The 25,315-nt window shown below is 58.8% G+C and carries 20 protein-coding genes; 13 read left to right on the forward strand and 7 right to left on the reverse strand.

The features are described 5' to 3' along the window. Positions 1-28 precede the first annotated feature (28 nt). Positions 29-406, forward strand: coding sequence for a phage holin family protein (locus HY868_19085; GenBank protein ID MBI5304245.1), 378 nt, complete (start codon positions 29-31; stop codon positions 404-406). A gap of 31 nt (positions 407-437) precedes the next feature. On the opposite strand, the gene HY868_19090 is transcribed toward HY868_19085, so the two are convergent. The 7 genes from HY868_19090 to HY868_19120 all read right to left on the reverse strand — a co-directional run bounded on the left by HY868_19090 (position 438) and on the right by HY868_19120 (position 12,027). After that, the gene (locus tag HY868_19090; GenBank protein ID MBI5304246.1) at positions 438-1,457 is read right to left on the reverse strand and encodes an undecaprenyl/decaprenyl-phosphate alpha-N-acetylglucosaminyl 1-phosphate transferase; all 1,020 of its coding nucleotides are present in this window, start codon (positions 1,455-1,457) and stop codon (positions 438-440) included. A 102-nt stretch (positions 1,458-1,559) separates the two neighbouring features. Continuing rightward, on the reverse strand, positions 1,560-4,649 hold the full coding sequence (locus HY868_19095) for an efflux RND transporter permease subunit (GenBank protein MBI5304247.1): 3,090 nt from the start codon (positions 4,647-4,649) through the stop codon (positions 1,560-1,562). 144 nt (positions 4,650-4,793) lie between these two features. Then, positions 4,794-5,861, reverse strand: a complete 1,068-nt coding sequence (locus HY868_19100; protein MBI5304248.1) for an efflux RND transporter periplasmic adaptor subunit — start codon at positions 5,859-5,861, stop codon at positions 4,794-4,796. 108 nt (positions 5,862-5,969) lie between these two features. Further along, positions 5,970-6,488: a MarR family transcriptional regulator gene (locus HY868_19105; protein MBI5304249.1), complete on the reverse strand. Its 519-nt coding sequence runs from the start codon at positions 6,486-6,488 to the stop codon at positions 5,970-5,972. 187 nt (positions 6,489-6,675) lie between these two features. Beyond that, positions 6,676-7,764, reverse strand: coding sequence for an efflux RND transporter periplasmic adaptor subunit (locus HY868_19110; GenBank protein ID MBI5304250.1), 1,089 nt, complete (start codon positions 7,762-7,764; stop codon positions 6,676-6,678). A 97-nt stretch (positions 7,765-7,861) separates the two neighbouring features. Further along, the gene (locus HY868_19115; protein MBI5304251.1) at positions 7,862-10,951 is read right to left on the reverse strand and encodes an efflux RND transporter permease subunit; all 3,090 of its coding nucleotides are present in this window, start codon (positions 10,949-10,951) and stop codon (positions 7,862-7,864) included. 41 nt (positions 10,952-10,992) lie between these two features. Then, entirely contained in the window at positions 10,993-12,027 is a 1,035-nt protein-coding gene (locus HY868_19120; GenBank protein MBI5304252.1) for an HlyD family secretion protein, read from the reverse strand. Positions 12,028-12,608: 581 nt separating this feature from the next. Between HY868_19120 and HY868_19125 the strand changes: the two genes are divergently transcribed. The 12 genes from HY868_19125 (at position 12,609) to aroB (ending at position 25,297) form a co-directional block, all read left to right on the forward strand. Beyond that, positions 12,609-13,772, forward strand: a complete 1,164-nt coding sequence (locus HY868_19125; GenBank protein MBI5304253.1) for an ABC transporter substrate-binding protein — start codon at positions 12,609-12,611, stop codon at positions 13,770-13,772. 69 nt (positions 13,773-13,841) lie between these two features. Beyond that, positions 13,842-14,621, forward strand: a complete 780-nt coding sequence (locus tag HY868_19130; GenBank protein MBI5304254.1) for an ABC transporter ATP-binding protein — start codon at positions 13,842-13,844, stop codon at positions 14,619-14,621. Then, positions 14,618-15,499 carry an ABC transporter permease gene (locus HY868_19135; GenBank protein MBI5304255.1) on the forward strand — a complete coding sequence of 294 codons (882 nt, stop codon included), beginning with the start codon at positions 14,618-14,620 and terminating at the stop codon, positions 15,497-15,499. The genes HY868_19130 and HY868_19135 overlap by 4 nt, the downstream gene beginning before the upstream one ends. Before the next feature lie 209 nt (positions 15,500-15,708). Beyond that, a complete protein-coding gene (gene aroH, locus HY868_19140; GenBank protein MBI5304256.1) occupies positions 15,709-16,107 on the forward strand; it encodes a chorismate mutase in 399 nt (132 codons plus the stop codon). After that, positions 16,104-16,925 (forward strand): prephenate dehydratase, encoded by an 822-nt coding sequence (pheA, locus tag HY868_19145; protein ID MBI5304257.1) that lies wholly within the window; start codon positions 16,104-16,106, stop codon positions 16,923-16,925. The genes aroH and pheA overlap by 4 nt, the downstream gene beginning before the upstream one ends. A gap of 387 nt (positions 16,926-17,312) precedes the next feature. Beyond that, the gene (aroF, locus tag HY868_19150) at positions 17,313-18,326 is read left to right on the forward strand and encodes a 3-deoxy-7-phosphoheptulonate synthase (GenBank protein ID MBI5304258.1); all 1,014 of its coding nucleotides are present in this window, start codon (positions 17,313-17,315) and stop codon (positions 18,324-18,326) included. 66 nt (positions 18,327-18,392) lie between these two features. Next, positions 18,393-19,406: a 3-deoxy-7-phosphoheptulonate synthase gene (aroF, locus tag HY868_19155; GenBank protein MBI5304259.1), complete on the forward strand. Its 1,014-nt coding sequence runs from the start codon at positions 18,393-18,395 to the stop codon at positions 19,404-19,406. Positions 19,407-19,450: 44 nt separating this feature from the next. Continuing rightward, positions 19,451-20,341, forward strand: coding sequence for a prephenate dehydrogenase (locus tag HY868_19160; protein ID MBI5304260.1), 891 nt, complete (start codon positions 19,451-19,453; stop codon positions 20,339-20,341). Between the two features lie 73 nt (positions 20,342-20,414). Continuing rightward, a complete protein-coding gene (gene aroA / locus HY868_19165) occupies positions 20,415-21,716 on the forward strand; it encodes a 3-phosphoshikimate 1-carboxyvinyltransferase (protein MBI5304261.1) in 1,302 nt (433 codons plus the stop codon). After that, entirely contained in the window at positions 21,713-22,594 is an 882-nt protein-coding gene (locus tag HY868_19170; protein ID MBI5304262.1) for a shikimate dehydrogenase, read from the forward strand. The genes aroA and HY868_19170 overlap by 4 nt, the downstream gene beginning before the upstream one ends. Continuing rightward, positions 22,572-23,699 (forward strand): chorismate synthase, encoded by a 1,128-nt coding sequence (gene aroC / locus HY868_19175; protein ID MBI5304263.1) that lies wholly within the window; start codon positions 22,572-22,574, stop codon positions 23,697-23,699. The genes HY868_19170 and aroC overlap by 23 nt, the downstream gene beginning before the upstream one ends. Beyond that, entirely contained in the window at positions 23,696-25,297 is a 1,602-nt protein-coding gene (gene aroB, locus HY868_19180; protein ID MBI5304264.1) for a 3-dehydroquinate synthase, read from the forward strand. The genes aroC and aroB overlap by 4 nt, the downstream gene beginning before the upstream one ends. Positions 25,298-25,315: the final 18 nt, after the last annotated feature.

The raw sequence follows: 25,315 nt of genomic DNA on the forward strand, positions 1-25,315 counted from the left end.
GCAGGGCGTCTCTACACGTGAGGATACGATGCGACACATCATACTACGACTTGTCATCAACGCGATTGGTTTGTATGCCGCGACGCGTTTCGTGCCCGGCATTTCGTTCGAGGGGGATTGGACGACGATTGCGCTCGTCGCGTTCATCTTTGGCTTGGTAAACGCGCTCGTGCGCCCGGTGTTGACCGTGCTCACGTGCCCGTTTGTCGCGTTGACGCTGGGTCTGTTCATTTTTGTCATCAACGCGTTGATGCTGGGATTGACTGCGTGGCTTGCCGGTCAATTCGGCATCGCGTTCACGGTTGCGGATTTTACCGCCGCGTTCCTCGGCGCGCTCGTCATCAGCATCGTCAGTTTCTTGCTGTCGTTGCTGATTCGCGGGGATGATCGCGACCGGCGACGATGAATCTAAAGTGATTGGAATCAAAAACCGCGAGTTAGTCTCGCGGTTTTTTCGTTGTTTGCTTGCGCGCGATTTCGTACAGCGCGATGACCGCGCCGATGCCAATCACGATCATCGCGATCAATTTGTACACGCCGAGCGGCAAGAGAAGCGCGAGCGCGCCAAAGATCACGGTGAACACATAGTACAGCAACACAATCGCGCGTTGCGGCACTCCCAGGTCGAGCAGGCGAAAGTGCAAATGTCCGCGATCCGCCGCGTACGGCGATTTGCCGGCGCGCACGCGCGCGATGATTTGCCACGCCACGTCGAGAATCGGGATGAACAGAACGAGGAGTGCGGTCGCGACCTTGGCGCCGCCAATCGTCGAGACGGTGCCGAGCGCGTAACCGAGCACGAGCGCGCCGCCGCCCATAAAAATACGCGCGGGGAAAAAATTGAACGGCAGAAATCCGAGCGACGCGCCGGCGAGCGCGAGCGCGAGAAATGAGATCGAGTACTGTCCGTCGCGATAACTATGGATGAACATCACGCCGCTCGCAATGACGACCACGCCGGCGGCGAGACCGTCCAGTCCGTCGAGCCAGTTGATCGTGTTCATCATTCCAGTCAGCCAAAACAACGTGAATGGCACGGCGAACCACGCGTCGAATAAAATCAGTCCGCCGAACGGACTTTGAACCTGATTGATGAGTACGCCCGCAGCGATGGCGATGCATGCCGCGATCACTTGCGCGGCAAGTTGTGACCACGCGTTCAATTCGCGATAATCGTCGTACGCGCCGACGAGGAACATCAAGACACAGCCGAACGTCAAACCGATCAAGCGCGCTGGTTCGTAGGGATCGGTGCGCGGGTAGAGGAGCGATACGCCGAGCGCGCCGAGAAACGCGAGGCAGAGCGATAGTCCGCCCAGACGCGGCATCGGCTTGGCGTGCCTGCGCCGCGCGTCCGGCAACGCAACCGCGCCGGTGCGTTCGGCGAGGCGAATCGCAAGCGGGGTGAGCGCGAGCGCCAAACCAAACCCAGTGACAAAGACAAGCAAGAAAATCATACGGCGTCGGTATTGTAACCGACGCCGTGTTGTGTGTCAAAACGACAGACCCGAAGGGTATTCGCGAAGCGAACCCTTCGGGTCTTGGCAAATGCCGTGTCCTTACTCCGCCGCGGGCGATGGCGCGGGCATCGGTTGGGGTTCTTTGGATCGTCGCCGCAATCGTCCCAGGATACTGTCCATGATGCTGTACGCAACTGGCACGAGAATCAGCGTGAGCAACGTCGAGGTGATGAGACCGCCGATGACCGCGACCGCCATCGAGGCGCGGAAACTGCCGCCTGCGCCCAGACCCAGGGCGACCGGCAGCATACCCAGGATGAGCGCCAGCGTCGTCATCAGAATGGGACGTAACCGGATCGGTCCCGCCGTGAGCAACGCTTCGTCGCGGCTCATTCCTTGATCGCGCAAGCGATTGGTAAAGTCCACGAGCAGAATCGAGTTCTTGGTGACCAAGCCCATCAGCAAGATGAGTCCGATCATCGCCATCATGTCAAACGCAAAGTGCGCGATCAACAATGCCATGAACGCGCCGATGATCGAAAGCGGCAGCGCGAGCATCAACACGAGCGGTTGCGTGAACGAACCGAATTGCGATGCCAGCACCATGTAAACAAAGATGACCGATAGGAACATCGAGAACAACAGCGAATTGAACGACTCTGCCATCATTTCGGTTTCGCCGCCGAAAGATACCGTCACGCCCGGCGGCAATGTCACCTTGTCCACACGCGCGCGGACGTCATTCACCACCGCGCCTTGCGTGCGTCCGACAAAGTTCGCGCCGACGGCGATCTGCGGTTGACGATTGATGCGCCGAATGGACGTGGGACCGGTACTCGACGAAACGGACGCGACGTTGCGCAGGGGCACTTGTTGTCCCGACGCGGAAGGAATCGCCAGCGACAAGATGTCGTCGAGGCGCGAACGATCTTCGGGACGCAATCGCACGACGATGTCCGCCTCGCGTCCACTCTCGCGATAGCGCGATGCCGTTTGACCGTTGATGAGCGTGCGCACGGTCGCGCCGACGCTCGCCGTGCTCAACCCCGCGCGGGAGGCGCGCTGCCGGTCCACTTCGATGTGCATTTCCGGTTTGCCGGATTGCTGAGTCCGATCCAGGTCAACGAGTCCCGGCACATCGGCAATCGCGTTCATCACCGCCAGGGATGCCTGGTCTAATTCTTCGAGCGAGCCGGTCGTTTTCACGTTCAGCAAGATGGGGCGCGAGGTCACGCCGCCGCCCCCTTCACCGAACGAGTCGCTGAAACTGAAACTGAGTCCGGCAACGTTCGCAAAACGCCGGCGAATTTCCGGTTCGGCTTTGGTGAGCAAACCGCTCTCGCGCATCTTGATCGTAAAGTTCGCGATCTCCGGCGCGCTTGTGCTGCCCACGCTGACGAAAACATCTACCACATCCGGCAGTTCCTTCAAACTGTTTTCGATCTGGCGCGCCACGGCGTCGGTCTGCGCCAAAGGTGTGCCGGGCTTGAGTTGCAGACGCGCGGTGAACGAGTCGCTGTCAATGGACGGGAAGAACGCCATCTCGACCAGGGTTGCCAAGCCGAAAATAGACACGAACACGAGCAAGCCGATGAGCGCGGTGATGATCTTGTGCCGCAGCGCCCAAGCCAGCCCGCGCCGATAAAACCGGTCGAGCCAACCCAGGTTACTCGCCGCGCCTTCTTCGTGCGCGTGACCGGGCTTGGGTTTCATCTGCTTGAAAAAGTACGCCGAAAGCATCGGCGCAAGCGTGAACGCTTCGACGAGCGAGATCGCCACGGCGATGGAAATAGTCAACCCGAACTCGCGGAAAAAGATGCCGATGAATCCCGTCGTAAACGCGACCGGCAAAAACACGGAGAGCACGGTGAGCGTCATCGCCAGCACCGCGAGCGAAACTTCATTCGTGCCGCGACTCGCGGCTTCTTTCGGCGTTTCGCCGCGCTCCATGTGGCGGAAAATGTTTTCGCGCACGACGATGGCATCGTCAATCACCAAGCCGACCGCGAGCGCCAACGCCATCAGCGTGATCATGTTCAAGCCCAGCCCCAGGGCATTCATCACCGCGAACGTGCCGATCATGATGACCGGCAAACCGACGACGGTGACAAGCGTATTCCGCACATCGCGAAAGAACAACAACACGACGAGCGAAGCGAACACGCCACCCAGGATCAAGTCCGTGATCGAGTCCTCGACCGAGCTTTTGACGAACTCGGACTGGTCGCTCGCGACGGTCAAGGCGAGATCGGGAAATTCTTTTTCGACGCGCGCCAACTCCGCCTTGACCTCGTCGGCGACGCGCACCGTGTTTGTGCCCGACTGTTTGATGATCGAAACGGCAACCGTGTCTTTGCCGTTGAGTCGGCTATAGTTTACGACCTCGGCAAAGCCGTCTTTCACCGTCGCGACATCTTTGAGATACACCGGCACCCCGCGCGGATTCGCGACGATGATCTCGCCAATCTCGGCAACACTTTTAAAGTTGCCCGGCGTGCGCACGAGAACGTCCTTACCGTTGTCGGTGATGCGCCCGCCCGGCAAATTCAGGTTTTCGGTTTGGATCGCGCTGACGATTTGCTGGGGCGCGATGCGGCGCAGACGCATTTCGTCGAGGTTGAGCGCGATCTGAATTTGGCGCACCCACCCGCCGGAGATGTTGATGTCGGCGACGCCGTCGAGACGATCCAGGCGTGGTTTGATCTTGTTCTCGACCAGGCGGCGCAATTCATCGGGCGGCATTTTGCCGGTCTGCTCGACGACGGCAAATGTCAAAATCGGCGCGGCGGCTGGATCAATCCGTTGGATGACCGGATCCTGTACGTCGGCTGGGAATGCGCCGCGCACCGTCGCCACTTTCTCGCGTACATCTTCCGCTGCGCGCACAGCCGAGAATGCCAAATCGTACTCGACGAGAACTTGGGACACATTCTCACTCGATGTGGAGGTTACATTCTTGACGCCGTTGAGTGTGCCGAGCGCCTCCTCCAAGCGTTCACTCACCTCGCGCTGGACTTCGTCGGGGCTTGCACCCGGATAAACCGTCATCACAAAAACGTATGGAATGTTGATGTTCGGTATCAAATCCACCGGCAAACGCGAGTAGCCGATGAATCCGACGACGATCAGCGCCAGCATCAGCATCGCGATAAAAACCGGCTGACGAATTGATATGTTCGCGATATTCATTCGCTCGTCCTTTCCTTGTTTGTCGTGTCATTGCGAGCCGCAAAGCGGCGAAGCAATCGCCGATTCGCGGATTGGGGATTGCTCACTTGCCCTGGCGGGAACGCAAGTGCCAGGGTCGCAAACTGTGCTCGCAATGACAAGGCGCTATTTCGCTTGAAACTCGATTGTCGCGCTCAAGCCCGGATAAATCGGCGCGTCGGTTGGATCAATGTCAATCGTCACCGGCACGCTGACGATGTTCGTCGTTGACGTACCGAGCAAACCGATTTTCCGCACGCGACCGGTGAGCATTTGTCCGTTGAGCACATCGAGCGATAACTTGACGGACTGTCCAACTTTCACCGATGCCAGCGTATTCTCATCCACATTGACGAGCACTTGCATTTTCGAAAGATCGGCGACGGTCGCCATCGGCACGCCGGTCGTGGCGGATTCGCCAACCTTCGCCGTGAACGCCACGACGGTGCCCTCGCTGGGCGCGATCAATTTCGCGTTGATGAGCGTTTGTTTCGCCTGATCGAGCGCGAGTTGCGCTTGCGCGACCTGCGCCGCCGCGGTGGCAAGTTCTTGCGCGGTCGGGTGATTCACCGCGAGATTGTATTGCGCGATGGCGGCTTGATAGGTCTGGGTCGCTTGTTGCAGTGCGAGCGATTGCGGCATCATCGCGATAAACGGCGCGGTTGCGCCGCCGATCCGATCATACGCCGCTTGCGCCTGATCCACCCCGGCTTTGGCGCGTTCCAAATTCGATCGCGCAATGGCTACCTCGTCAGGCGTGGGTCCGGCTCTCACCTTGTCAAACGTCGCCATTGCCGCGTTGAACAATGCTTGCGCCTGGACGACCTGGGTTTCGAGCGTGCCGGTATCGAGCGACGCCAGCACCATGCCGGCTTTGACCTTATCGCCTTCCTTGACAAAAACCTCTTTGACGCGCCCGCCGATTTGGAATGAAAGCGTCACTTGATTCTCAGAAAGCAAATTGCCGGTGGCTTTGACCGTTGACGCTGCCGTGCGATCCGCCACACGCGAGACGCTCGATGCCGACGCCGGCGTGGTAGGTTGTTCGGCGGAGTGCGCGATGATCACCGGGGTGGTGGTGGCGCTCGTCGTCGTCGCGGTCGGACGCTCCGCGCTACACGCGACGATCAAGGTGACGCCGATGACGAGCAGGGCGACTCCGATTCCAAGTGTAAATTTGTTGCGTGCAAACATGCCTGTCTCCTTGAATGTTCGATCTTGAACGTAAACTGAAAAAAGGCATTCACAGATTTCACAGAAAAAAATAACAATCCGTGTATTCTGTGGTTCGTTCCTTCGCCGTTACAAATCACCGCAACGGATTTTTTTCAGTGATTGGGCGATCTTGCCCAGCAGCGCTATAAATTGCCGGCGTTCCTTCGGCGTGAGTTGACTCAACACTTGCTCCAGTCTGTGCGCAAACAAGTTGTTCATTTCTTGATAGGTTTCGCGTCCGAGGGGAGTCATGCCGACGCGGACGATGCGCCGATCTTGGGGGTCGGGCGACCGCTCGGCGAAATGGTGGGCAACCAGCCAATCCACCATCCGTGTCGCGGTGCTCAGTGGAACATTCAGTTCTTTGCTCAGTTCGCTCATCGTCATCGGTTGGGCGTGCTCGTAGAGAACGACGCCGAGCCGGAAGAAGAGTCCCGAAACCTCAAAATGCCCGATGCCCACTTGCGCGTGCAATGCCTTCAAGCGCCGTGTGGCTTGGAGCGACCTGGGGGTGAGGGGTTCATTGAGCAGGGGTTTCAGGCGAATGAATCCACGAAGGATTTCGCCGACTTGGTCAACTTGGAGTTGGAGGTGAGTCTTTGCCATAATATTTCCGCAGTGGGATATTTCCACTGCGGAAGCATTATAGCGATTGGCGAGGGCTTGTCAAATTGCGGGCTTGTGTGCCGCCGCTTTTCAAAAGCCACGCGTAGACGCATCCCCTTGCTCCCTTCTCTAAGGGAAGGGGGTTGGGGTTTGGTTGACAAAGCGGGGTGATGTTTACAGGGAAACTTTACGAATCGGTTACAATCTCCACCGTTGCGCTCAACCCAGGATAGACGACGGCATCACTTGGATCAATCTCGACCCAGACCGGCACGCTGACGATCCCGCTCGCGCTGGACGCAATCATGCCGATTTTTTTTACGCGCCCCAGCAACGTTTTGCCGCCGAGCGCATCGAGCGTGATCGTCGCGGCTTGCCCAACCTTGAGCGCCGTGAGCGTGGTCTCGTCCGCATTCACGAGAACTTGCATCCTGGTCAAGTCCGCAATGGTGATGATGGCAGAGTTCGCGCCAGTGGATTCGCCGACCTTGAGCGTCATCGAAACGACCATCCCATCGAACGGCGCGTACACGCGCGCGTTGTTGAGATTGCGCCGGCTCACCTCGAGCGCGGCTTGCGCCGCCGCGATCTGCGCCAGATTCGTGTCGCGCTCACTGGAGGTTGGACGATTGATCGTGATGTTGTACTGCGCGACCGCGCCTTGATAACTGGCGATGGCTTGTTGCAAGTTCAATCCTTGCGTCGTCGTCGCGATCAGCGGATTGCTCGCGCCGCCGATGCGGTCGTACGCGGATTGCGCGGCGATCAGCGCGGCATAGGTGCGTTCGACATTCGCTTTGGCAATCGCGGCATCATCCTCATTCGGACCGTTCTTGATGCGATTCCAGTTTGCGTTCGCGAGATCGAGCGCGGCTTGCGCCTGCGCGACCTGAATCTCCAGCGTCGTCGTGTCGAGCGACGCGATCAAATCGCCGGCTTTAACCCGCGTGCCGTCGGGCGCTTTGATTTCCGCAAGGCGACCGGCGACCGGAAAACCGATCGTGGCTTGGCTGACCGAAACCAGGTTGCCGACGAACCGCGTTTTGGCGGTGGCGCGCGGAGTCGCCGTCGCGGTGGCTTGCGCGCCGAGTGGCGCGCCGGCGGGACGCGTACCCTGGGGCGCACCTTCGGGACGCGACGCGACGGGGGCGCTGGTCGTCGCGCCGCTTGCTGGCGCGGCAGGCGTACTCGTTCCGCCGCACGCGGCGATGAATGCGGTGGTCAATAACAGCAGAGTAACGAGCATCGAATACGTATGTTTGCTTGGCGAGGACATCAATGACTCCTGGTTTGGAGGTTGGAAGTTAGAGATTGGAAGTTAGATGTTGGACGGTAGAAGTTGGATATGGCTGAGAGATTCCAACTTCCAATTCTCACTCCGCCGCCGGTGTAGCGGCAGGCTGCGCGACCTTGGCTGGGCGACGCAACAGTTTTTCTTGCGCGGCGATCAGTACGTCATAGAAAACTGGGACGATCAACAGTGTCAGCAGAGTCGAGGTAATCAAGCCGCCGATCACTGCAATCGCCATTGGCGCGCGGAAACTACCACCTGCGCCGCGCGCGAGCGCGACCGGCGTCATACCCAGGATCAACGCCGAGGTCGTCATCAGGATCGGGCGCAAGCGTGTGGGACCCGCGATCAACAGCGCCTCGGTACGCGTCATCCCTTGCGCGCGCAGACGATTCGCAAAGTCTACGAGCAAAATCGAGTTCTTGACTGCCAAGCCCATCAGCAAGATCAGACCGATCACTGCGGTCATATCGGCGGGCGTGCCGGTGATGATCAGCGCGCCGAACGCGCCGATAATCGCGAGCGGCAACGCCAACATCAACACGATAGGTTGCGTGAACGAGCCGAACTGGGACGCGAGCACCATGTACATGAACAACACGGACAACGCGAGCGAACCCATCAGCGTGTTCAACGCATCCTGGGTCTGCTGCACCTGACCGCCGAATCGCACCGTGACGTTCGAGGGTAAGCGTAGTTGGTTCAGGCGTTCGCGCATATCGGCGGCGACCTGGGCTGGCAAACGCCCCACCGCGTTCGCGCCGATGCCGATTTGCGTTTGGCGATTCAAGCGCGAAATCACCGAGGGACCGGAACTGCTGATAATCGTCGCGACATTTCGCAGCGGCACCGTTTGACCGCTCGGCGTTTGGATGCCCAGCGACATGATGTCGTCAAGACGCGAGCGATCTTCGGGACGCAAGCGCACGATAATGTCCGCTTCCTTGCCCGGTTCGCGATAACGCGACGCCGTGTCGCCGGAGACGAGCGAGCGAATCGTCGTGCCCAGCCCCGAAGTCGTTAGATTGTACTGTGACGCGCGGTTACGATCTACCATGATTCTCAATTCCGGTTTGCCTGGCTCATTGCTGCGATCAATATCCGCCAAACCCGGAATGCCTGCCATGCCTTTGATCACATCTTGCGCGACGAGATCCAACTCATCCGGCGAGCCGCCGGAAAGCAGATTGATTTGAATCGGGCGACTGCCCACATTCGTGCCGCCGCCGCCAAAGCCACCTTGAAAATTGAAACTCACGCCCTTCATCCCGGCGAGTTTTTGACGCACCTCGGCTTCGACGGTTTTCAGCGCGCCCAGGTCTTTCATCTGCACGTTGAAATTGGCGCGCTCCGGCGAACTGCCGCCGCCGATGTTGGCAAACACATTGTCAATGCCTTCGACGGTCAAGAGTGCGGCTTCGATTTGTTTGGCTTGTTCATTCGTCACGGCGAGCGTCGTACCCGGGGACAACGCCAAACCGACTTGAAAGTTGGCGTTGTCAATGCGCGGAATGAACGACACGCGCGCCATGACGCTCGGCACGATGACGTACAGTCCACCCAGGATCGCCAACGTGACAATGAAAATCACGACGCGATGATCGAGCGTCCATGCCAGGAGGCGGCGATAACTGCGATCGAGCCAACCCAGTTTGGTGGAATGCTCTTCGAGTTCCTCGCTGGACTTGGGTTTGCGTTGCCGGAACAAGTACGCCGAGAGCATCGGCGCGAGCGTAAACGCTTCAAAGAGTGAGATGAGCACCGCGGCGGTCACGGCGAGACCGAACTCGCGATAAAAGCGACCGATTTGCCCAGTCGTGAATGCAATCGGAAAGAACACGGACACGATGGTCAACGTCATCGCGACGACGGAAAGCGATACCTCGTTCGTGCCGCGCGACGCGGCTTCCTTGGGCGTCTCGCCGCGTTCCATGTGCCGGAAAATATTTTCGCGTACGACGATCGCGTCGTCGAGCACCAAGCCGACCGCGAGCGAGAGCGCGAGGAGCGTCATCATGTTCAGCGATAGATTCAGCGCGCTCATCGCGGCGAACGTGCCGATCATGATGACCGGCAAGCCGGCGATGGTGACGAACGTGTTCAAAAAGTTACGGAAAAACAAGAGGACGATGAGCGAAGCAAACCCAGCTCCGTAAATCAAATCCATCGTCGAGTCCTCAATGGATTTCTTGATGAAGCTGGATTGATCGTTTGATATCGCAATGTCGAGATCGCGAAATTCGCGTTGCATCCGCTGGACTTCGGCGCGCACCCGTTCGGCGACCTGCACGGTGTTCGTGCCGGACTGTTTCCGCACCTGGACGGCGACGCTGTCTTTGCCATTGAGCCGACTGTACGATGTGACTTCGGCGGTCGTGTCTTGCACCGTCGCAATGTCCTTGATGCGGAGCGGCGTGCCGCGCGAGGTGACGATGGTCAAATTGCGAATGTCGTCGAGCGAAGTGAATTCGCCGGGGACGCGTAGGAGCAAGTCCGTGCCGTCTTGCGTGATCTTGCCGCCCGGCACGCTAAGATTTTCGCCGCGAATCGCGCTGCTTACTTGCGAAAGCGAGAGCCGATGCGAGCGCAGATCGTCGAGGTTCAAATTCACTTGAATCTCGCGGCGACCGCCGCCGCTGACCGACACATCCGCGACGCCGTCAATCCGTTCGACGCGTGGTTGCAGTTGATCTTCGACGAGGGTACGCAACTCGTACGATTTCATCTTGCCCGATTTGTCCGAGATGTTGAACGTCAACACGGACTGGGATGAAAAATCAAAACGTTGCACCGTCGGTTGGTTCGCGCCGCTCGGCAAACTGTTCTGTGTCCGCGCGACGCGTTCGCGCACGATGTCGAACGCGGCTTTGGGATCCGTTTCGAGCGTAAAGTCCACGCTGATCTGCGAATTGTTTTCGCGCGAGGTCGAGCGAATGTTGGTGACGCCGGGCAGGGTGCTCAACGCATCTTCGATGGGTTGTGTGACCTGGCGTTGAATCTCGGAAGGTCCCGCGCCTGAGTACGTCGTCGAAACGGAAACGCTCGGATTCGATGTTTCGGGGAACAGGTCCACCGACAACTTGTTATATCCAAAGTAGCCGATGACGACGAGCACTGCCATCATCATCGTCACGAAAACCGGTTGCTTGATTGAGATGTTCGCTATGTTCATCGAGCCGCCTCTTTCTGCGAGTGGCAAATTGAAAATTTGCCTTACGAGCCAGTTGCAATTTCAACCGTCGCGCTCAACCCAGGATAGAGCCGCGCGTCTGTTGGATCAATGTCAATCCACACTGGAACAGTCACCACGGTAGTTGTCGTCGTCGCGATCAAACCGATTTTTTGGACGACACCGGTCAACACTCTATCGCCGATGGCGTCCGCGGTGATCCTGGCTTTTTGTCCGACCTTGATGTTCGCGAGCGTCGTTTCGTCGGCGTTCACCAACACCTGCATCTTGGTCAGGTCGGCGAGTACCATCACGGCGGTATTCGCACCGACCGACTCGCCAATTTTCGGTGTGATTGAAAGCAGTGTCCCGTCGAATGGCGCGGAGAGTTTGGTGTTGGTCAGGTTTTGTTTCGCCAGGTCGAGCGCGAGTTGCGCTTGCTTGAATTGAATCTGCCCGATTTCGCGTTCGGACGCGGTGGGATGATTGACGGCGAGGTTGTACTGCGCGAGCGCGGTTTGCAGGTTGAGCGTCGCGGTTTGCAGGTTGACTGCCGCTGCGCCTGTTTTGCTCGAGCGATCATACGCCGCTTGGGCTTGGTCTACCGCGGCTTTGGCGCGATCGAGATTGGCTTGTGCCACCGCCATGTCGTCGGCGCTGGGACCTTGCTGAATGCGCGCCCAGGTCGCGTTTGCCACATCGAACGTGGCTTGCGCTTGCGCGAATTGCGCTTCGAGCACGGCGGTATCGAGTGAGCCGAGGAGCGTGCCGGCTTTGACCGCAGCGCCTTCCGCGACCGGCAATTCTTTGACGCGTCCGGCGGCGGTGAAAGCGAGCGATACCTGGTTCGCGGCGACTAGGTTGCCGACGAGTTTCACATTCGTAACCGCGCGCAACGCGGCGAAGGGCGTCGCGGTTGCGGCGGGTTGGGTTGGGGCAACGGCGGGGCGTTGCTGCGTCGCTTCCGCTGTTGGCGTGGATGCTTGCGCCGAAACCGGCGGCGCGCTGCACGCGGTGGCGACGACCGCGTTCAGAACGAGGATAATGAAAAGCGCATACAGAACCACAGTGTTACGCATGAATTCGTGCTCTCCTTCGAGACGGTAAGCCAGTCATGTCAAACTGAGCGGAGCGAAAATTATGTGCGATCAGCGCGCGAACGCGGCAGAAGAAGAAAAGCTGATCGAGGAGATCTTTCGCGTATGCCGCCGCTGAGATCTCGGACAGCTATTTTCCCTTTGATATATTTTCAGAATGGAAGGATTATACGCGAGTCGAGAGCGGTGTCAAACGGCAGGATGATTATTTGACGGGTGTGCGTCAAGTTTTTGGGTGGTGAAATAACCTTGCGAAGGTTGAACGGCAATCATATTTGATTTGTCGTCAAAACCTTCGCAAGGTTGAGTGTTCCAAAATTTTGAAAGACAGCCTTATTTGACAAAGACCAGGACCTGTGGTAAATCCTTCATCAAGATGACGAACCGATTTTCGACTCAGCGAGGCTTGTACAAGTTTGAGGGCATCTGGTACTTTTATGCTGACAGTGCCACGCGGGGTCGAATCGTCACGCGCTAGTCTAGCCGTACTCGAAATCAGGGAGCGTGGGATTCAACCCCACGCTCCTTTCATTTCATCTAAAAAATATTCAGGAGGAGAGAAAATGTCTCAACGTTTCACAATTCTCGCGTTGTTCGTCGTTGCGATCCTGCTCGCCGCGTGCGCGACACCCACGCCGACGGCTGTTCCGCCGACGGCTGTGCCCGCGACGAAAGCGCCGGAGCCGACGAAAGCCGCGGCAACTGTCGCGCCAACCGTTGCGCCCACCGCCGTGCCCGCGACCAAAGCGCCCGAACCGACGAAACCGCCGGAGCCAACCAAAGCCGCCGCGCCGGACAAGGTCACGGTCGCGTACGTCGCGATCACGAACTTTGCGCCGCTCTACATCGCGATCGAGCGCGGGTACATGAAAGAGCAAAACATCGAAGTGTCCGCGCAAAAAGTGACGACCGCCGCGGACGCACTGCCGTTCCTCGCGACCGGGCAGTACGACGCGGGTGGGATCGGTATGGCGGCGGCGACGTTCAACGGGTTCAACAAAGCGTTGGACTTTCGCATCGTCGCCTCGGCGGCGATTCAGCCGTTGAAAAATGGTCCGACTGTGATCCTGGTTCGCAAGGATTTGAAAGATTCCGGCAAAGTGAAATCCGTCGCCGATTTGAAAGGCATGAAAGTCGGAGTTGCCGGCGCGGCGGGTTCGACCGGCGCGTACTTTGTTGCCAAAGCATTGCGCGATGTCAACTTGACGTTCAAAGACATCACCGCTGTCAATCTCGCCAATCCCGACCTGGTGCTCGCGATGAAACAATCATCGGTGGATGCCGCGCTCGTCGGTCCGCCGTACTCGGATCAGATCCTCAAGGATGGCACGGGTGTTTTGCTCGCGCAGGATACCGCACCAGGCGCGATGACGACGGTGTGGATGTACTCGGGCAAGTTCATCAAGGAACGCCCGGACGTTGCCAGACGCTTTATGCTCGCGCTCGTCAAGGGTTCGCGCGCGATGCAGGGCGCCAAGTACCTCGATCCGGAAAACATCAAGGCGTACATCAAGTACACGCCTTCGACCGAAGACGCGATCAAGACTGGCATCCCGCCGTTCATTGATCCTGACTTGAAAGTGTACCTCGACAGCGTCAAAAGTTTGGAAGAAGTTTTCCGTGCTGAAGGGTGGACGGATTACACAAACGTGATTGCGGCGGACAAGATGGCAGATACCTCCTTTGTGGACAATGCCGTCAAAGTTCTGGGTGCGTTCAAGCCGTAGTGTAAAGGATGAAGGCAGAAGGATGAAGGATGAATTCGCATTTTTCATTCTTCTGCCTTTTTGATAATTATGCCGATCAAGATCAAAGCGACGAACGTTTGTAAATCGTATCCCGCGCGGGGCGGCACGGTGACCGCGCTAACGAATTTCAATCTAAAAGTGCAAGAAGGTGAATTCGTTTGTATCGTCGGTCCTTCCGGTTGCGGCAAGTCTACGTTTCTGCGGATGCTGGCTGGTTTGTCGCCGGTCACGTCGGGGCAAGTGACACTTGTGCCCGGCAAATCCGGAACGCCGTTGCAAAGCATCGTCTTTCAAGAGTACGCGATCTTTCCCTGGAAGACGGTGCTCGACAACGTCGCGTTCGGATTGCAGATGCGCGGGATGCCGCGCGCGCAACGCCACGCCGTTGCGACCGACTGGCTGAAAAAAGTTGGCTTGGCGAAATTTGCGAATGCGTATCCCCATCAACTTTCCGGCGGAATGAAACAGCGCGTCAGCATCGCGCGCGCATTCGCGAACGATCCCGAAATTTTGTTGATGGACGAGCCGCTCGGCGCGCTCGACGCGCAGACGCGCACGGTTCTGCAAGAAGAATTGATCCGGTTGTGGGAAGCGTCGCGCAAGACGGTCGTGTACATCACGCACAGCATCGAAGAAGCGGTGTTGCTTGGCGACCGCGTGATTTTGATGACCGCGCATCCTGGGATGTTCAAATGCGAATTCGCGGTGCCGTTCCCGCGCCCTCGCGCGTTTGAATTGACCGGCACGCCCGAGTTTAGCCGGTTGACCTACGCGATCTGGAAAGAACTGCAAGGCGAGGTGCAGCGCGCGATGGAGCAACAAGCATGAAACTCGATACCGACACACGCGACCGCTTGCTCGCCATCGGCTTTCCGTTATTCCTGCTCGCGTTGTGGGAATTCGTCGTGCGCGCGCAATGGCTCGACGGACGGTTCTTTCCCGCGCCGTCGGCGGTCGCGGTGGCGCTGTGGAATCTGACGGCGAAGGGTGATTTGCTCGGCAAGGTCTGGTTGCTGCCCGGCGCGCTCGCCCTGGGCGATTGGGACGCGGCGCAAAAAATTATCATCGAAGGACATTTGTGGGTGAGTCTGTTCCGCATCTTTGCCGGTTTCTTTCTCGGCGCGATCCCAGGTATCGTGCTCGGCGTCATCATGGGCATGAGCCGCTCGGTGCGGGTCGCACTCGACCCGGTGATTTCGGCGGTGTATGTTCTGCCCAAGATCGCGATCCTGCCGCTCGTGATGTTGATTTTCGGTATCGGCGAAACGAGCAAGGTGGTCATCGTCGGCATCTCGTCGTTCTTTCTCGTGCTGATCAATACGACGGTCGGCGTGCGCGACATCGAGCCGATCTTTTTTGAAGCGGCGAAGAATTACGGCGCGAATCGTTGGCAAATGTTCTGGCATGTGATTATTCCCGGCGCATTGCCGGTTATTTTCGCCGGACTGCGGCTCAGTCTCGGCACGGCGCTCATCGTCATCATCGCGGCGGAGTTCGTCGCGGCGCAGTATGGGTTGGGTTATTTGATTTGGTTTTCGTGGCAAACCTTGCTCACCGAAAATATGTTTGCCGGTTTGGTCGTGGTAATGATTCTGGGCGCGTTGTTTACGAGCGGACTGCAAACCATCGAACATTGGTGGATGCCTTGGGAACGCGAAGAACGTCACGTCACGATGAACGCGCCGGACGCGCCAAAACCGATTTGACAAAACCACGCGAGTTGTGGTAAATTCTCGCCACGATGATGAAGCACAATTCGACCTCGGCGTTCGCGTTTTACTTTTACGGCTACTTTTATTTTTACGCCGGCGATGCACCGCGGGTCGAATCGTCACACCTTAGTTAGCCGTAATCAGGCAACAACACAGGAGCGTGGGATTCAACCCCACGCTCCTTTTCTTTTTCGGGAGCAGCCATGTCACTTCGCGGAATTCGCGGCGCAACTACCTCCAACGCCAACACGCGCGAGGCGATTCTCGACGCGACGCGCGAACTGTTGGACACGATCGCGCGCCGCAACGACTTGCATCCGGACGATGTCGTCAGCGCCGTGTTCACCGTCACCCCCGACCTCGACGCGGCATTCCCCGCCGCCGCCGCGCGCCAACTCGGTTGGACGCACACCGCGCTCCTCGATATGCTCGCGCCACGCGTGCCCACCGATCTGTCGCGCTGCATCCGCGTGATGATTCACTGGAACACCGAACGCTCCCCGCACGAGGTCCGCCACGTTTATTTGCGCGACGCGCGCAAACTCCGCCCCGACTGGGCAACGATTACGGAAGAATTTCCCGAAACAGGAGAAGCCAAATGACCCGCATCGCGTTTCAAGGTGAGCATGGTGCGTATTCGCAAGAAGCCATTTTCCAAACGTTTGGCAACGAGGTCGAGACGATTCCGTGCCGCACGTTTTTCGATCTCTTTCGCACGGTGGACGAAGACCGCGCTGAGCTCGCGATGGTGCCGATTGAAAATTCGACGGCGGGCGCGATCAATCAATCGTACGATTTGTTGCTCGATTACGATTTGAAAATCACGCGCGAAGTGATCCTGCGCGTGCGCCACGCGTTGTTGGTTGTGCCCGGCGCGACGCTTCAGGATGTGAAACGCGTGTACTCGCATCCGTCCGCCATCGCGCAGTGCGAGCGATTTATCGCGAGCAACGGCTGGGACGCGATTGTCGTGTACGACACGGCGGGCGCGGCGAAACAAATCGCCGAGACACGCGAGCCGAATGCCGCCGCGATTGCGAGCGAGACCGCCGCGCGCGTCTACGGCTTGGACATTCTCGCGCGCGATGTCCAGGATATCGTGAACAACTTTACGCGCTTTTTTGTCGTCGGTCGCCACGAACCGCCGCGCGCCGAGAAATCCAAAACGTCGCTCGTGTTCGCGACGCGGCACATTCCCGGCGCGCTCTACGCGTGCCTCGGCGAATTTTCGACGCGCGGGATCAACCTCGCGAAAATCGAATCGCGTCCCGACCGGCGACGACCCTGGCATTACGTGTTCTATCTCGACTTTGAAGGACACTGGGACGACCCAGCGTGCCGCGAGGCGTTAGTCGGTCTGTTGAATAAATCATCGTTCATCAAAGTGCTGGGTTCGTACCCCGCGGCATCAAATCAGTAGCGCGAATTTTGTAACGCAAGTTTCCAACTTGCGACATAGGCAAGTTGGGAACTTGGTTTACATTTTGAATCGTAGCGCAAGTTTCCAACTTGCGACATAGGCAAGTTAGAAGCTTGGTTTACATTTTGAATCGTCGCGCAAGTTTCCAACTTGCGACGTAGGCAAGTTAGAAACTGGGTTTACATTTTGAATCGTCGCGCAAGTTTCCAACTTGCGACACAGGCAAGTTAGAAGCTTGGTTTACATTTTGAATCATCGCGCAAGTTTCCAACTTGCGACGTAGGCAAGTTAGAAGCTGGGTTTACATTTTGAATCATCGCGCAAGTTTCCAACGTGCGACGTAGGCAAGTTAGAAACTTGCCCCACATCATAGGAGGGAATGCAATTATGGTTATCGTCATGCAACATCACGCGACGAGCGAGGAAATCCAGAACGTCATGCAGTACGTCGAATCGCTCGGCTTTAGTCCGCATCCGATCTACGGCGAAGAACGCACGATCATCGGCGTCGTCGGCGACGAACGTCCCATCGAGCCAGACACGTTCGATCTGATGCCGGGCGTCGAACGCACGATGCGAATTCTGCATCCGTTCAAACTCGCCTCGCGCGATTTTCACGTGGAGGATTCCATCGTCAAGATCAACGGCGTCAGCGTCGGCGGTTCGCAAGTGATCGTGATGGCGGGACCGTGCTCGGTCGAATCGCGCGAACAAATCATGGAAACGGCGGCGGCGATCAAGCAAGCCGGCGCGACGATGTTGCGCGGCGGCGCGTACAAACCGCGCACGTCCCCCTACGCGTTCCAGGGTCTGGGATTGAAAGGACTTGAACTCTTGCGCGAAGCGCGCGAGGCGTACCAGTTGCCCATCATCACCGAGGTGATCTCGCCGCAAGATGTCACGCTCGTCGCGCAGTACGCCGACGTGTTTCAGATCGGCGCGCGCAACATGCAAAATTACGCGTTGCTCCACGCGGTCGGCGAAACGCAAAAACCGGTTCTGCTCAAACGCGGCATGATGTCCACTGTCGAAGAATTGTTGATGGCGGCAGAATATATCTTGTCGCACGGCAATCAGCGCGTCATGTTGTGCGAGCGCGGCATTCGCACGTTCGAGACGGTCACGCGCAACACCTTCGACGTGAACGCGATTCCCGCGCTCAAAGCGTTGACGCATTTGCCGGTGGTCGCCGATCCGTCGCATGGCACCGGCAAGTGGGAGTACGTCACACCCATCGCGCGCGCCGCGGTCGCCGCCGGCGCGGACGGGTTGATCGTCGAAGTGCATCCCGATCCGGCGCGCGCGCGCAGCGATGGCGCGCAATCGCTCAAGCCGGACAATTTCGCCCGGCTCGTCGCCCAAGTCCGTCGCGTCGCGGAAGCGATTGATCGCACCGTGTAGCGCAAGTTTCCAACTTGCGTCAGGGCAAATTGGAAATTTGCCTTACATTTCAAAAGGAGTAATCGTATGGTCATCATTATGAAACACAACGCGCCAGCCGAAAACATTGACGCGTTGATCAAACACGTCGAATCACTGGGTTTCAAAACGCATCTCTCGCGCGGCGAAGAACGCACGATCATCGGACTCATCGGCGACGAACGACCCATCGAGCCGGAACATTTCGAAGCGTTCGACGGCGTCGAGCGCGTCGTGCGCGTCCTGCATCCATTCAAACTTGCGTCGCGCGATTTTCACCCGGCGGATTCGGTTGTCCGCATCAACGGCGTCAGCGTCGGCGGCAATCAAGTCATCGTGATCGCGGGACCGTGTTCCGTCGAATCGCGCGAGCAGTTGTTCGAAACCGCGGCAGCGGTGAAAGATGCCGGCGCGCACATCTTGCGCGGCGGTGCGTTCAAGCCGCGCACGTCGCCGTACGCGTTCCAGGGTCTCGGTTTGCGCGGACTCGAATTGTTGCGCGAAGCGCGCGATCTGTTCCACTTGCCGGTCGCGACCGAGGTAATGTCGCCGCAGGAGGTGACGCTCGTCGCGCAGTACGCGGATATTTTGCAGATCGGCGCGCGCAACATGCAAAACTATTCACTCTTGCGCGCGGTCGGCGAAACGCAAAAACCGATTCTGCTCAAGCGCGGCATGATGTCCACCGTCGAAGAATTGTTGATGGCGGCGGAGTACATTCTCGCGCAGGGCAACAATCGCGTGATGGTGTGCGAGCGTGGCATTCGCACGTTCGAAACTGGGACGCGTAACACGTTCGACATCAACGCGATTCCGTTGCTCAAATCGTTGACGCACTTGCCGGTGATCGCCGACCCGTCGCACGGTACGGGTAAGTGGGAACTGGTCGCGCCGGTCGCGCGCGGCGCGATTGCCGCGGGCGCAGACGGCGTGATCGTCGAAGTGCATCCGCATCCCGAACTCGCGTTGAGCGACGGCGCGCAATCGCTCAAGCCGGCGAACTTTGCCGCAATGGTCGCGGATGTGCGCCGCGTTGCGGAAGCGGTCGGTCGAACGGTGTGAAATGGCGGACGGCGAATGGCGAATGGCGAATGGGCGAATGACACATGGATGAAGATGGTTTTGCTTGGCGCGATTCCGTTATCGCGATAGTTGGTCTGGGTTTGATGGGTGGTTCATTCGCGCTGGCTTTGCGCGAACATCGCGCGTGCGCGCGCATCCTCGCGGTCGAACGCAACGCGGCGACGCGCGCAGATGCGCTTGCGCGCGGCAGCGTAGATGAAGCGAGTGACGATCTCGCGCTCGTCGCACGCGCCGACGTGATCGTGCTTGCGACGCCGGTGCGTGTCATCGTCGAATTGGTGCCACGCGTTGGCGCGCTCACGCGACCCGGCGCGGTCGTGTTCGACCTGGGTTCGACGAAGCGCGCGATTGTGAACGCGATGGAAAATTTGCCCACGCACATTCACGCGATTGGCGCGCACCCAATGTGCGGCAAAGAAACGTCCGGGTTCGACGCGGCGGACGCGAATCTTTTTCGCGATGCTCCATTTGTATTGACGCCGCTCGCACGAACAACCCAGGAAACCGTCACTCGCCTCGCGTCACTCGCCACACGCCTGGGTTCGCGTCCGCTCGTGCTCGATGCGGCGCGGCACGACAAGATTGTCGCGGCGATCAGTCATCTGCCGTTCGCAGTCGCGTCTAACTTGATGATGACGGCGAGTGAATTCGCGCAGAACGACGATGCGCTGTTCGCACTCGCAGCGTCCGGTTTTCGCGACACGTCCCGTCTTGCCGCGAGCAACACGACGATGATGCTCGACATTTTGCTGACGAATCGCGATCACGTCGCCGCGTGCCTCCGCGACTATTCGCGCAACCTCAATGCGCTCGCCGACGCGATCGAGCGCGGCAATGATGACACGTTGCGCGCGCGTTTGCAAAGCGCAGCGGAACTGCGACGCGGGTTGTTTCAAATCGCAAATAGCGGATAGCGTATGGCAAATTGCAAATTGTATGGTGCGATCCGCTATCTGCCATTTGCTAATCGCCACTTGGAAATCAAAAATGCCAGAATATCAAATCACTCCATCTTCCAAACCACTTCGCGGCACACTTACCGTGCCCGCCGACAAATCCATCTCACATCGCGCGGCGATTTTCGCGTCGCTCGCCGAGGGCGCGACGCGCATCGAAAATTTTTTGCCGAGCGAAACGACGCACGCAACGCTCGATTGCTTGCGCGCGATGGGCGCGGAGATCGAGCAACGCGATGCGACGACACTCGTGGTTCGCGGACGCGGGATGCGCGGTTTGCGCGAGCCGAGTGACATTTTGTTTTGCAAAGGATCGGGCACGACGATGCGTTTGCTCGCCGGGTTGTGCGCGGGACAGAACTTTCTTTCGATTCTCGACGGTACGCCCGCGCTCAAACGTCGCCCGATGGCGCGCGTCGCCGAGCCGCTCCGCGCGATGGGCGCGACGATTCTCGCGCGCGACGATGGCAAACTGCCCCCGCTTGCAATACGCGGCGGCAATCTGCGCGGGATCGAGTACACGATGAACGTCGCGAGCGCGCAAGTCAAATCCGCGATTCTGCTCGCCGCGCTCTTCGCCGATTCGCCCACGACAGTGCGCGAACCCAGTTTGTCACGCGATCACACGGAGAGGATGTTGCAAGGTTGTGGAATCGAATTGCGAATTGCGAATTGCGAAACGCGAATTAATCCAACTTCAAATCTCCAACTTCCAACTTCCAATTTCCAAATTCCAAATGATTTTTCCTCCGCCGCGTTCTTCATCGTCGCCGCGCTCATCGTGCCGCAATCGGAATTGTGTTTGCAAAACGTCGGCGTCAACGCGACGCGCACCGGGTTGCTCGACGCGCTGACGCGGATGGGCGCGCGTGTCGCGATTGAAAACGCGCGCGATGAGTCGGGCGAACCGGTCGGCGATGTCATCGCGCGCGCGAGCCGCTCCGCGTTGCGCGCGACCGAGATCGCTGGCGATGAGGCGCCGCGCATGATTGACGAATTTCCGATTTTCGCGATTGCGGCAACCCAGGCGCGCGGCGAAACGATCGTGCGCGACGCGCAAGAACTGCGCGTCAAGGAGTCGGACCGCATCGCGACGCTCGCGCAAGAAATCCGCAAGATGGGCGCGCAGATCGAGGAACGCGACGATGGATTCATCATCGCAGGACCGACGCCGTTGCGCGGCGCGCGCGTCTCGGCGCACAACGATCATCGGCTCGCGATGGCGCTCGCGGTCGCCGCGCTCATCGCGCGCGGCGAAACGATCATCGAGGGCTGGGAATGCGTCGCCGATTCGTTTCCGAATTTTGCCGAAACCCTGGAGGGCATTCAATGAAACGTGTTTTTCTGATAGGATATCCGGTCAAGCATTCCTTGTCGCCCGCGATGCAGAACGCCGCGTTTCGCGCGCTGAACTTGGATTGGGAGTATGGTTTACTCGAAACACCGCGCGATCAATTAGGAGAGGTCGTCGCGCGTATCCGCCTCGACGATTGCACGGGCGCGAATGTGACCGTGCCGCATAAAGAAGCGGTGATGCCATACTTGGACGACATCGCCGATCACGCGCGTCACGTGGGCGCGGTGAACACCATCATCAAACGGGATGGCAAGCTGATTGGCGATAATACCGACGTGTATGGCATTGTTCAAACGTTGACCCAGGCATTAGTAAAGATGCGCGGCGCGCGCGTGGCAATCCTGGGCGCGGGCGGCGCGGCGCACGCGGCGGCGTTCGCGCTCGCCGAGTCCGGCGCGGCGCACATCGTGATCGTGAACCGCACGCACACGCGCGCGGCAATGCTCGCCGAACGTGTGCGCGGAGAATTTCCTCGCGTGACCGTCACGGCGAACGAGACCGAATCCCTCGCCCGCGCGCAGATCATCATCAATGCGACGCCGGTCGGCATGACACCGCGCGAAGGTGAATCGCCGATGACGTACGCGTTTCCGCGTCACGCCGTCGCGTTCGATCTGGTTTATCGTCCTTTGCAAACGCGGTTCCTGCGCGAAGCCGAACTCGCCGGGGCGCGTGCGATTGGCGGTCTTGGAATGCTGGTGCATCAAGGCGTCGAGGCATTCAAGTTGTGGACCGGCTACCGCGTCCCGGATCAGATCATGCTCGACGCGGCGATGGCGGAATTGGAACGCGCGCGCGAATTGAAACGCGGCGCGAGTGAGGTTAGGCATGTTGCGATTCTTGACAGCCGGTGAATCACACGGACCGGCGCTCACGGGAATCGTCGAAGGATTGCCGGCGGGTTTGCGTGTGGACGCGGACGCGATCAATCGCGATCTGGCGCGACGACAAATTGGCGTGGGGCGTTCGGCGCGGATGCGGATCGAAACGGATCGCGTCGAAATCCTGGGCGGCGTGGTGGACGGCAAAACGATTGGCGCGCCGGTCGCGTTGCGAATCGAAAATCTCGATTACGCGAATTGGAAGGACAAGGTTGTCCCGCCGCAAACGATTCCCCGACCGGGGCACGCCGATCTTGCCGGTGCGATCAAGTACGGGTTCGACGATTTGCGGATGGTCGCGGAACGCGCGAGCGCGCGCGAAACCGCGATGCGCGTTGCATGCGGCTCCGTCGCGCGCCAACTCCTCGCGGAATTTGGAATCATCCTCGGCAGTCACGTGCTCGAAATCGGCGGCATCATCGCCCAAGTTCCTTCCATTCCATACGCAGAAATTTTTTCCCGCGCCCAGGCATCCGACGTAATAGTCGCCGACGAGACGAGCGCGACAAAAATCCGCGAACGCATCGAAGAGGTGATGCGCGCAAAAGATACCATCGGCGGCGTAATCGAAATCGTCGCGCTCAATGTGCCGGTCGGACTCGGCTCGCACGTGCAGTGGGACCGCAAACTCGATGGGCGGCTCGCGCAAGCAGTGATGAGCATTCAATCGGTCAAGGGCGTTGAGATCGGCGATGCGTGGGAGAATGCGCGCAAGGTGGGGACGCAGGTGCAGGATGAGATTGTTGCAACAGACCAATTACCAATTACCAATCACAAATTTACACGGCAAACAAATCGCGCCGGAGGACTTGAAGGTGGGATCACGAACGGGATGCCGATTGTGATTCGCGCCGCGCTGAAACCGATCGCGACGACGGTGACGCCGTTGCGTTCGATTGATCTCGCGACCGGCGAACCGGCGCTCGCGCAATATCAACGTTCGGATTTTTCACACGTGCCGCGCGCGTGCGTGATCGGCGAGGCGATGGTCGCGTTCGTGCTTGCCGACGCGTTGATGGAAAAACTGGGTGGCGATTCGATCAATGAAATGAGACAACGAATGGAGAATCTCAAATGAGTCAACCACGTGTTGCGCCGATTGTTTTGACCGGCTTTATGGGCGCAGGCAAGACCTCGGTCGGCAAAGTGATTGCCGAAAGACTGGGTCGCGAATTTGTGGACATGGATGTCGCGATTCAAGCGGCGGAAGGCATGACGATTCCCGAAATGTTCAACGTGCACGGCGAAGCGTACTTTCGCGCGCGCGAAACCGAGTGGTGCGCGCGGCTGGCGCAAAGTGAGAATCACGTCGTCGCCACCGGCGGCGGCGCGATGGTGAATCCAAACAATCGGGCGTATTTCAAAGACGCGTTAGTCGTGTGTCTCGATGCGCCCCCCGATGATATTTACAATCGGCTCAAGCATCAACACGATCGTCCCTTGTTGCAATCGGCAAACCCGCAACAACGCATCGTCGAGTTGATGAACGCGCGGCGCGACGCGTATGCCCAGGTCGAATGGCATTTGAACACGCACGACAAGACGGTGGAGCAGGTCGCCGATGAAATCGTCGGTTTGTTGCAACCGCGCAAAATCAACGTGTCCGCGCCAGACAGCGTGTGTCCGATTTTTGTCGGCGCGGGTTTGCTGGGGCAGGTGGGACGCTTGATGAATTTGACGCGGGATAGTTTTTCGCCGCATTGCGCGATCATCACGAATCCGCGCGTGAGCCGATTGCACGCCGCGCCGGTGGTCGAATCGTTGCGCGCGCGTAATTTCGAACCGCACATCATCGAAATTCCCGATAGCGAAAAGTACAAGACGCTCGATTCCGTGCGGATGATTTACGATCAACTGATTGACGCGCAACTCGACCGCCAGTCCATCGTCTTCGCGCTGGGCGGCGGTGTCATCGGCGATGTCGCCGGCTTTGCGGCGGCGACGTACTTGCGCGGCGTGTCGTTCGTGCAAATGCCGACGACCTTGTTGGCGATGGTGGACGCGAGCATCGGCGGTAAAGCCGCGGTGGATCATCCGCGCGGCAAAAATCTGGTGGGCGCATTCAAGCAACCGTTCGCGGTGATCGCGGACACCGACGCGCTCGCCACGCTGCGTGAGGAAGAATTACATTCGGGCATGGCAGAGGTCGTCAAGCACGGCATCATCGAAGATGTGGGCTTGTTCGAGATGCTGGAACGCGATCCGAATTCGTCGCCGGTGCCGATGGAAGGTCGGCGCAGTTGGATCGCCCGCGCGATGCAGGTCAAGATCAATATTGTCGCGCGCGATCCGCTCGAACAAGGCGAGCGCGGCAAGCTGAACCTGGGGCACACGTTCGGGCACGCGTTCGAGTTGTTGTCGAATTTCGAATTGCAACACGGCGAGGCGGTTGCGATTGGGCTGGTGTGCGCGACGCGCTTGGCGGCGCGGCGCGGGATGTGCGAGGCGACGCTCGTCGCGCGCGTCGAAAACCTTTTACGCGCGATTGATCTACCGACGCGCGTGCCATCTGCCATGTCCACTGATGTGATTCTCGACGCGATGGGGACGGACAAGAAACGCGTCGGCGCGCAATTGCGGTTCGTATTGCCGCGCGCGCTGGGCGATGTGGTCATCGTGGATAATGTGCCGCGTGAGGATGTGATCGCGGCGATTGAAGAAACGCGCGAAGAATGATGCAGTAGGGGCGTTGCA

The organism is Chloroflexota bacterium (genome assembly GCA_016219275.1).
Taxonomy (GTDB): Bacteria; Chloroflexota; Anaerolineae; order UBA4142; family UBA4142; genus JACRBM01.

Coding starts and splice junctions, on each gene's coding strand:
- HY868_19085 (MBI5304245.1), top strand. CDS start 29: ATGCGACACATCATACTACGACTTGTCATCAACGCGATTGGTTTGTAT.
- HY868_19100 (MBI5304248.1), bottom strand. CDS start 5,861: ATGTTTGCACGCAACAAATTTACACTTGGAATCGGAGTCGCCCTGCTC.
- HY868_19130 (MBI5304254.1), top strand. CDS start 13,842: ATGCCGATCAAGATCAAAGCGACGAACGTTTGTAAATCGTATCCCGCG.
- HY868_19095 (MBI5304247.1), bottom strand. CDS start 4,649: ATGAATATCGCGAACATATCAATTCGTCAGCCGGTTTTTATCGCGATG.
- aroA (MBI5304261.1), top strand. CDS start 20,415: ATGCCAGAATATCAAATCACTCCATCTTCCAAACCACTTCGCGGCACA.
- HY868_19110 (MBI5304250.1), bottom strand. CDS start 7,764: ATGTCCTCGCCAAGCAAACATACGTATTCGATGCTCGTTACTCTGCTG.
- HY868_19125 (MBI5304253.1), top strand. CDS start 12,609: ATGTCTCAACGTTTCACAATTCTCGCGTTGTTCGTCGTTGCGATCCTG.
- aroF (MBI5304258.1), top strand. CDS start 17,313: ATGGTTATCGTCATGCAACATCACGCGACGAGCGAGGAAATCCAGAAC.
- HY868_19115 (MBI5304251.1), bottom strand. CDS start 10,951: ATGAACATAGCGAACATCTCAATCAAGCAACCGGTTTTCGTGACGATG.
- aroH (MBI5304256.1), top strand. CDS start 15,709: ATGTCACTTCGCGGAATTCGCGGCGCAACTACCTCCAACGCCAACACG.
- HY868_19135 (MBI5304255.1), top strand. CDS start 14,618: ATGAAACTCGATACCGACACACGCGACCGCTTGCTCGCCATCGGCTTT.
- pheA (MBI5304257.1), top strand. CDS start 16,104: ATGACCCGCATCGCGTTTCAAGGTGAGCATGGTGCGTATTCGCAAGAA.
- HY868_19170 (MBI5304262.1), top strand. CDS start 21,713: ATGAAACGTGTTTTTCTGATAGGATATCCGGTCAAGCATTCCTTGTCG.
- HY868_19105 (MBI5304249.1), bottom strand. CDS start 6,488: ATGGCAAAGACTCACCTCCAACTCCAAGTTGACCAAGTCGGCGAAATC.
- HY868_19090 (MBI5304246.1), bottom strand. CDS start 1,457: ATGATTTTCTTGCTTGTCTTTGTCACTGGGTTTGGTTTGGCGCTCGCG.
- aroB (MBI5304264.1), top strand. CDS start 23,696: ATGAGTCAACCACGTGTTGCGCCGATTGTTTTGACCGGCTTTATGGGC.
- HY868_19120 (MBI5304252.1), bottom strand. CDS start 12,027: ATGCGTAACACTGTGGTTCTGTATGCGCTTTTCATTATCCTCGTTCTG.
- aroF (MBI5304259.1), top strand. CDS start 18,393: ATGGTCATCATTATGAAACACAACGCGCCAGCCGAAAACATTGACGCG.
- HY868_19160 (MBI5304260.1), top strand. CDS start 19,451: ATGGATGAAGATGGTTTTGCTTGGCGCGATTCCGTTATCGCGATAGTT.